This window comes from Acidovorax sp. HMWF029, from assembly GCF_003060895.1.
Classification (GTDB): domain Bacteria; phylum Pseudomonadota; class Gammaproteobacteria; order Burkholderiales; family Burkholderiaceae_C; genus Acidovorax.
Genome location: NZ_QAIH01000271.1, coordinates 1,536 through 7,400, shown reverse-complemented (window position 1 = coordinate 7,400; position 5,865 = coordinate 1,536). Strand labels below are relative to the sequence as shown.

Below are 5,865 nucleotides of genomic sequence, written 5' to 3'. Positions count from 1 at the left end.
CGCCTGCGCTGCCCCGAAGGACCTTGCAGCGCGGATCGACGCCGCGCTGCCCCAGACGCAGTGCACACGCTGCGGCTACCCCGACTGCGCCACCTATGCGCAGGCCATCGCCAGCGGCGAGGCGGCCATCAACCAGTGCCCGCCGGGTGGCGCCGAGGGTGTGGAGCGCCTGGCGGCCATCACGGGCCTGGCCGCGCTGCCACTGAGCGCCGAGCATGGCGTGGAAGGCCCACGCACCGTGGCGTTTATTGACGAGGCTTGGTGCATCGGCTGCACACTGTGTATCAAGGCCTGCCCCACCGACGCCATCGTGGGCTCCAACAAGCGGATGCACACCGTGATCGAGCCGTATTGCACCGGGTGCGAGCTGTGTATTCCGGTCTGCCCGGTAGACTGCATCCAGCTGGAAATCACCAGCGGCGCGGCCACTGGTTGGGCCGCATGGTCCGCCCCCCTGGCCGAGCAAGCGCGCGTGCGCTACCAGCAACGCCGCCAACGGATGCCTCTTGAAGATGCGGAAGACGAACCTGTAGAGGCGATGGGCCAACCTGCTGCTGACCCCACCGACATCAAGATCAGTAGTGCCGATGCGCGCAAGGCCGCCATTGCAGCCGCCATGGAGCGCGCGCGGCAGCGCCGAGAAGAAAGCCCGCGCTGAACTGGGCCCCCTCGCCCATGCCATGGGGCCGAGCAGAAAACCAGCCCGTCAACGGGCTACCAAAGACTTGTAGACCCCGCAGCCTACGTACAAGTCCCCCACGCGGCTCACATAAGACATCTTGGTCTGCACCGCGCCCGTAGCCGGGTTGGTGATGTCGTACTCCACCCAGCCCGCAGCCCGGTCGGCCTGAGCCACGATGTCACTCACCAGCCGGTCTCCTGCAATGCCTGGAATGTCCTGCACACGGGTGCCCACTTTGGCAGGGTTGCCTCCAAACGCCCGGTAGGTGCCCGCGCTGTCCAGAACAAACACGTACATGTCCCGGTCATGGTACGGCTGGTTCTTGTCTGTCAGGCTGCGCAGGAACTGGTCTTGCGAGGTGGTTTTGAACAGAGCCACGGCCTTCTGGACCAAAGCTACCGCTTCATCGGCAGTACCCTGCTGAAGCCGGAAAGCCGCCACCGCCCGCGACAGGTTGGAGGCGCGCAGTTCCAGCACCTCGGCCTGAGCAACCGCATGGCCCACCATCTGCGCGTTGTGCTGGGTGATCTGGTCCAGCTGTTGTACGGCGGAACTCACCTCGCTCAGACCTGTGCTTTGCTCAGCGCTGGAGCCAGAAATATCAGTCATGCTGGATGCCACACTGCGAATACCGCCCGCCATGTTGGCAATCCCGTCGCCAGCGGAACGGATCAGCCCGGCACTGGCCTCGACCTGACTCACCGATGCGCTGATCAGCTCCCGTATCTCTCGTGCCGCATCGCCCGACCGTTTGGCCAGGGTGCGTACCTCGCCCGCTACCACCGCGAAACCCCGGCCCTGCTCGCCCGCCCGGGCAGCCTCCACGGCCGCATTTAGTGCAAGGATGTTGGTCTGAAAGGCGATGCTATCGATAACGCCAATGATTTCGGTCATGCGACGAGCGCCCTGCTGAATGGCCTCCACCGATTGCACCGCCCGGGCCATGGCCTCGGCCCCAGCATCAGCAGCCTTGCGCACATCAGCCGCCCGCGCATCGGCGCTGCGGGCGGTCTGGGCGTTGTTCTGCACGGCCGACGAGAGCTGCTCCACACTGGCGGCAGTCTGCTCCAGGTTGGCAGCCTGCTGCTCGGTGCGATCGGCCAGCGAGCGGTTGCCTTGCGCCAAGCTCTGGCCCGCATGGGCCACCAGGGCCGCATTGCTGCGGATGTCAGCCACCATGGAGGACAAGGTGATCACCATCTGGTCGAGCGACTGAGCCATGGCACCCACCTCGTCCTGACCGTACACACCGGAACGTGTGCTGAGATCACCACTCGTGGTCCGCGCCATGGCACGCGAAAGGCCGGCCAAGTCATCCGACAGACTCACGTAAAGCGCCAGCAACGCATACAGCAGCACAGCGCCCCCCACACCACTGCCCCACCCTGGCACAGCGGCTGTGGCGGCCAACGCGGCCAGCATCAAAACACCCACCGTCGCCAGCTTGCCGGGCAGACGAAATCGGCGCATCCACCAGAGTCCTGGGCGCAGTGGTAAGAATCCTGACATTTTGTCTCCCTTATCGTTCTTTCCCGGATAGATGCTATGCACCCGCTCTTACGTCGGATTGACACAAGGACACGACAAGGACACGAAGTGAGCGATGGCGAAAATCAAAAACGCTCCAGCGTCGCCCCACTGCGCACCAGCCTTGGCCATGGGCCGTTCGCCCATAATGTCGCCCCATGAACCCCCTGCTCTCCCACCTCCAGCCCTACCCGTTCGAGCGGCTCAAGCAACTCTTTGCGGGGGTCGAGTCCCCGGTCGCCTACAGCCCCATCAGCCTGGGTATGGGTGAGCCGCGCCATCCTACACCGCAGTTCATCAAGGATGCACTTAGTAACAACCTGGAAGGATTGGCCAGCTACCCCGCCACGGCAGGCGAACCCCGGCTGCGCGAAGCCTTCACGCGCTGGCTGAACCAGCGCTACGCACTCACCTTGGATGCGGGAACCCAGGTCCTGCCTGTGAATGGTTCGCGCGAAGCATTGTTTGCGTTCGCGCAGACAGTCATCGATCCCTCGCAAGGCCAGCCGCTGGTCGTTTGCCCCAACCCGTTCTACCAAATCTACGAAGGCGCAGCGCTGCTAGCAGGCGCCCAACCCTATTACGCACCAAGCGACCCAGCACGCAACTTTGCGGTCAATTGGGGGGCTGTCCCCGAATCGGTGTGGAAGCGCGCACAACTGCTGTTTGTGTGCTCGCCCGGCAACCCCACCGGCGCCGTGATGCCCCTGAACGAATGGCACAAACTCTTCGCGCTGAGCGACCGCTATGGCTTCGTGATCGCTTCCGACGAGTGCTACAGCGAGATCTACTTCCGAGATGAACCGCCCCTCGGCGGCCTGCAGGCTGCCGAAAAATTGGGGCGGCGCGACTTCAAGAACCTGATCTCCTTCACCAGCCTGTCCAAACGCAGCAACGTGCCCGGCCTGCGCAGCGGTTTTGTGGCGGGTGATGCGGCGCTGATCAAGTCCTTCTTGCTCTATCGCACCTACCATGGCAGCGCGATGAGTCCCATCGTCCAGGCCGCGAGTATTGCGGCCTGGAGTGACGAGCAGCATGTGGTGGAAAACCGCACGCGCTACCGCAAGAAGTTTGCCCAGGTCACCCCCCTGCTGGCAGGCGTGATGGAGGTTGCCCTGCCCGACGCCGGTTTCTACCTGTGGGCCAAGGTGCCCGATGCCCTGGGGATGACCGATGCAGAGTTCGCGCGGGCCCTGCTGGCTCAATACAATGTGACGGTGCTGCCCGGCAGCTACCTGGCCCGAGAGGCCCAGGGCAGCAACCCCGGCGCCCAGCGCGTGCGCATGGCCCTGGTGGCCGAAACCGAAGAGTGCGTGGAGGCCGCGCTGCGCATCGTGCAGTTCATCCAATCCCGCACCGCCTGATTTCTGAATCCCGATCCATAGAACGACCGACTGACTGACTTACTGACAACAACATGACCCAACAACTGCAAACCATCATCGATAACGCCTGGGACAACCGAGCCACCCTCTCGCCCGCCGCTGCCCCCAAGGAGATCCAGGACGCTGTCGAGCATGTGATCGCCGAGCTGAACAATGGCACGCTGCGCGTGGCCACCCGCGAAGGCGTGGGCCAGTGGACAGTGCACCAGTGGATCAAGAAGGCCGTGCTGCTGTCTTTCCGGCTGAAGGACAACGAAGTCGTCAAGGCCGGCGACCTGGGCTTTTATGACAAAGTGCAAACCAAGTTCGCTCACCTGTCCGAAGAAGAAATGAAGGCCACCGGCGTGCGCGTGGTGCCACCTGCTGTTGCGCGCCGTGGCAGCTTCATCGCCAAGGGAGCAATCCTGATGCCGTCGTACGTGAACATCGGCGCCTATGTGGGCGAAGGCACCATGGTGGATACCTGGGCTACCGTGGGCTCGTGCGCGCAGATCGGCTCGGGCGTGCACCTCTCGGGCGGCGTGGGCATCGGCGGCGTGCTGGAGCCCCTGCAGGCAGGCCCCACCATCATTGAAGACAACTGCTTCATCGGTGCCCGCTCCGAGGTGGTCGAAGGCGTGGTTGTTGAAGAAAACTCCGTGCTGGGCATGGGCGTGTACCTTGGCCAGAGCACCCCGATCTTCAACCGTGCCACCGGCGAAATCAGCTACGGACGCGTGCCCTCGGGCTCAGTGGTGGTCAGCGGCAACCTGCCCAAGACGGCCGCCAACGGCGCGCCTTACAGCATGTACGCCGCCATCATCGTCAAGCAGGTCGATGCGCAAACGCGCTCCAAGACCAGCATCAACGATCTGCTGCGCGACTGATCGAGGTTGACCGGCGGACGGCCCGGACCATTGGGCCGCTCGCCCCGTCGACAGAAACTGACAACAAGAGGGACACACCATGAGCACAATGGAACGAATTCTCCGCCTGATGGCCGAGAAAAAGGCCTCCGACGTCTATCTGTCGGCCAACGCACCGGCGCTGATCAAGATCAACGGCGAGTGTGTGCCCATCAACAACCAGATCCTGCCGCCCGACGCCCCCCGCAACCTGCTCTCCGAAGTGGTCCCACCGGACCGCATCGAAGAGCTGGAGGAAACAGGCGAACTCAACATGGGCGTGCCACTCAGCGGCGTGGGGCGTTTCCGTATCAGCGCCATGCGCCAGCGTGGCAGCTACGCGGTGGTGATCCGGTTCATCTCGCAGCAGATCCCCGAGTTCGACACCCTGGGCCTGCCGCCCGTGATGCGTGAGCTCATCATGGAAAAACGGGGCCTCATACTCATGGTAGGCGCCACCGGCTCCGGCAAGAGCACCTCGCTGGCGTCGATGATCGACACCCGCAACGAGATGCTCACCGGCCACATCCTCACCATTGAGGACCCGGTGGAGTACCAGTTCAGAAACAAAAAATCCATCGTCAACCAGCGTGAGATCGGCAGCGATACTCAATCGCTGCAAACCGCGCTGAAAAACGCTTTGCGCCAGGCGCCCGACGTGATTCTGATCGGTGAAATCCGCGACCGGGAAACCATGTCGGCCGCGATCGCCTACGCCCAGTCGGGCCACCTGTGCCTGGCCACGCTGCACGGCAACAACAGCTACCACGCGCTCAATCGCATTCTGTCCTTCTACCCCGTCGAAGTGCGCCCCACCATGCTGGGGGACCTGGCTTCGGCCATGAAGGCCATCATTTCACAGCGCCTGGTGCGCACCGTCGACGGCAGCCGAGCACCGGCTGTGGAGGTCATGCTCAATACCAAGCTGGTGTCTGACCTGATCGAAAAAGGCGATTTTTCCGGCGTGAAAGAGGCCATGGAAAAGTCCATGGCCGAAGGCTCTCAGACCTTCGAGGAGGCCCTGGCCCACCTGATCATGGACGCCAAGATCGACCGCAAGGAAGGCATGGCCTACGCCGACTCGCCCACCAACCTCATGTGGCGCCTGCAAAACGATTTTTCTCTGGCCGCCAATGCCGCCAAGGCCCAGAAAGAAGCGCGCGACACGCCTGATGACGCCCCTTCGTTCACAGAAATCGTGCTGGACGTCAAACCAGCAGCATGATGTGACGCCCCCTGAGTCGCCTCTGGCGACTTCCCTCCGCGAAGGACGACGCCCTCGTTGTCGGACACCCCTGCCGCAGCGTCTCTCGCCTGGACCGCGCCAGCGCCGACACTCCGCCCCGTGATCGCAGCTTGGCTGCCTCTCTCAATTCACTTACCCCAT

The 5,865-nt window shown here is 63.4% G+C and carries 5 protein-coding genes; 4 read left to right on the top strand and 1 reads right to left on the bottom strand.

All coding sequences use genetic code 11. The annotated features are described in order from the left end of the window. The coding region (locus DBR12_RS22250; RefSeq protein ID WP_158275019.1) for an RnfABCDGE type electron transport complex subunit B at positions 1-658 on the top strand (658 nt) is incomplete at its 5' end. A 48-nt stretch (positions 659-706) separates the two neighbouring features. Here DBR12_RS22250 and DBR12_RS19020 read toward each other — a convergent pair. Next, positions 707-2,191, bottom strand: coding sequence for a methyl-accepting chemotaxis protein (locus DBR12_RS19020; protein WP_108618680.1), 1,485 nt, complete (start codon positions 2,189-2,191; stop codon positions 707-709). A 176-nt stretch (positions 2,192-2,367) separates the two neighbouring features. Between DBR12_RS19020 and dapC the strand changes: the two genes are divergently transcribed. The 3 genes from dapC (at position 2,368) to DBR12_RS19005 (ending at position 5,703) form a co-directional block, all read left to right on the top strand. Next, a complete protein-coding gene (dapC, locus tag DBR12_RS19015; protein ID WP_108618679.1) occupies positions 2,368-3,573 on the top strand; it encodes a succinyldiaminopimelate transaminase in 1,206 nt (401 codons plus the stop codon). A gap of 53 nt (positions 3,574-3,626) precedes the next feature. After that, positions 3,627-4,460: a 2,3,4,5-tetrahydropyridine-2,6-dicarboxylate N-succinyltransferase gene (gene dapD / locus DBR12_RS19010; RefSeq protein WP_108618678.1), complete on the top strand. Its 834-nt coding sequence runs from the start codon at positions 3,627-3,629 to the stop codon at positions 4,458-4,460. A 79-nt stretch (positions 4,461-4,539) separates the two neighbouring features. Further along, on the top strand, positions 4,540-5,703 hold the full coding sequence (locus tag DBR12_RS19005; RefSeq protein WP_108618677.1) for a PilT/PilU family type 4a pilus ATPase: 1,164 nt from the start codon (positions 4,540-4,542) through the stop codon (positions 5,701-5,703). The last annotated feature ends 162 nt before the right edge of the window (positions 5,704-5,865 follow it).

What these genes read in the sequence shown, in the direction of transcription:
- dapC (WP_108618679.1), top strand. Translation starts at nt 2,368, where the DNA reads ATGAACCCCCTGCTCTCCCACCTCCAGCCCTACCCGTTCGAGCGGCTC.
- dapD (WP_108618678.1), top strand. Translation starts at nt 3,627, where the DNA reads ATGACCCAACAACTGCAAACCATCATCGATAACGCCTGGGACAACCGA.
- DBR12_RS19005 (WP_108618677.1), top strand. Translation starts at nt 4,540, where the DNA reads ATGAGCACAATGGAACGAATTCTCCGCCTGATGGCCGAGAAAAAGGCC.
- DBR12_RS19020 (WP_108618680.1), bottom strand. Translation starts at nt 2,191, where the DNA reads ATGTCAGGATTCTTACCACTGCGCCCAGGACTCTGGTGGATGCGCCGA.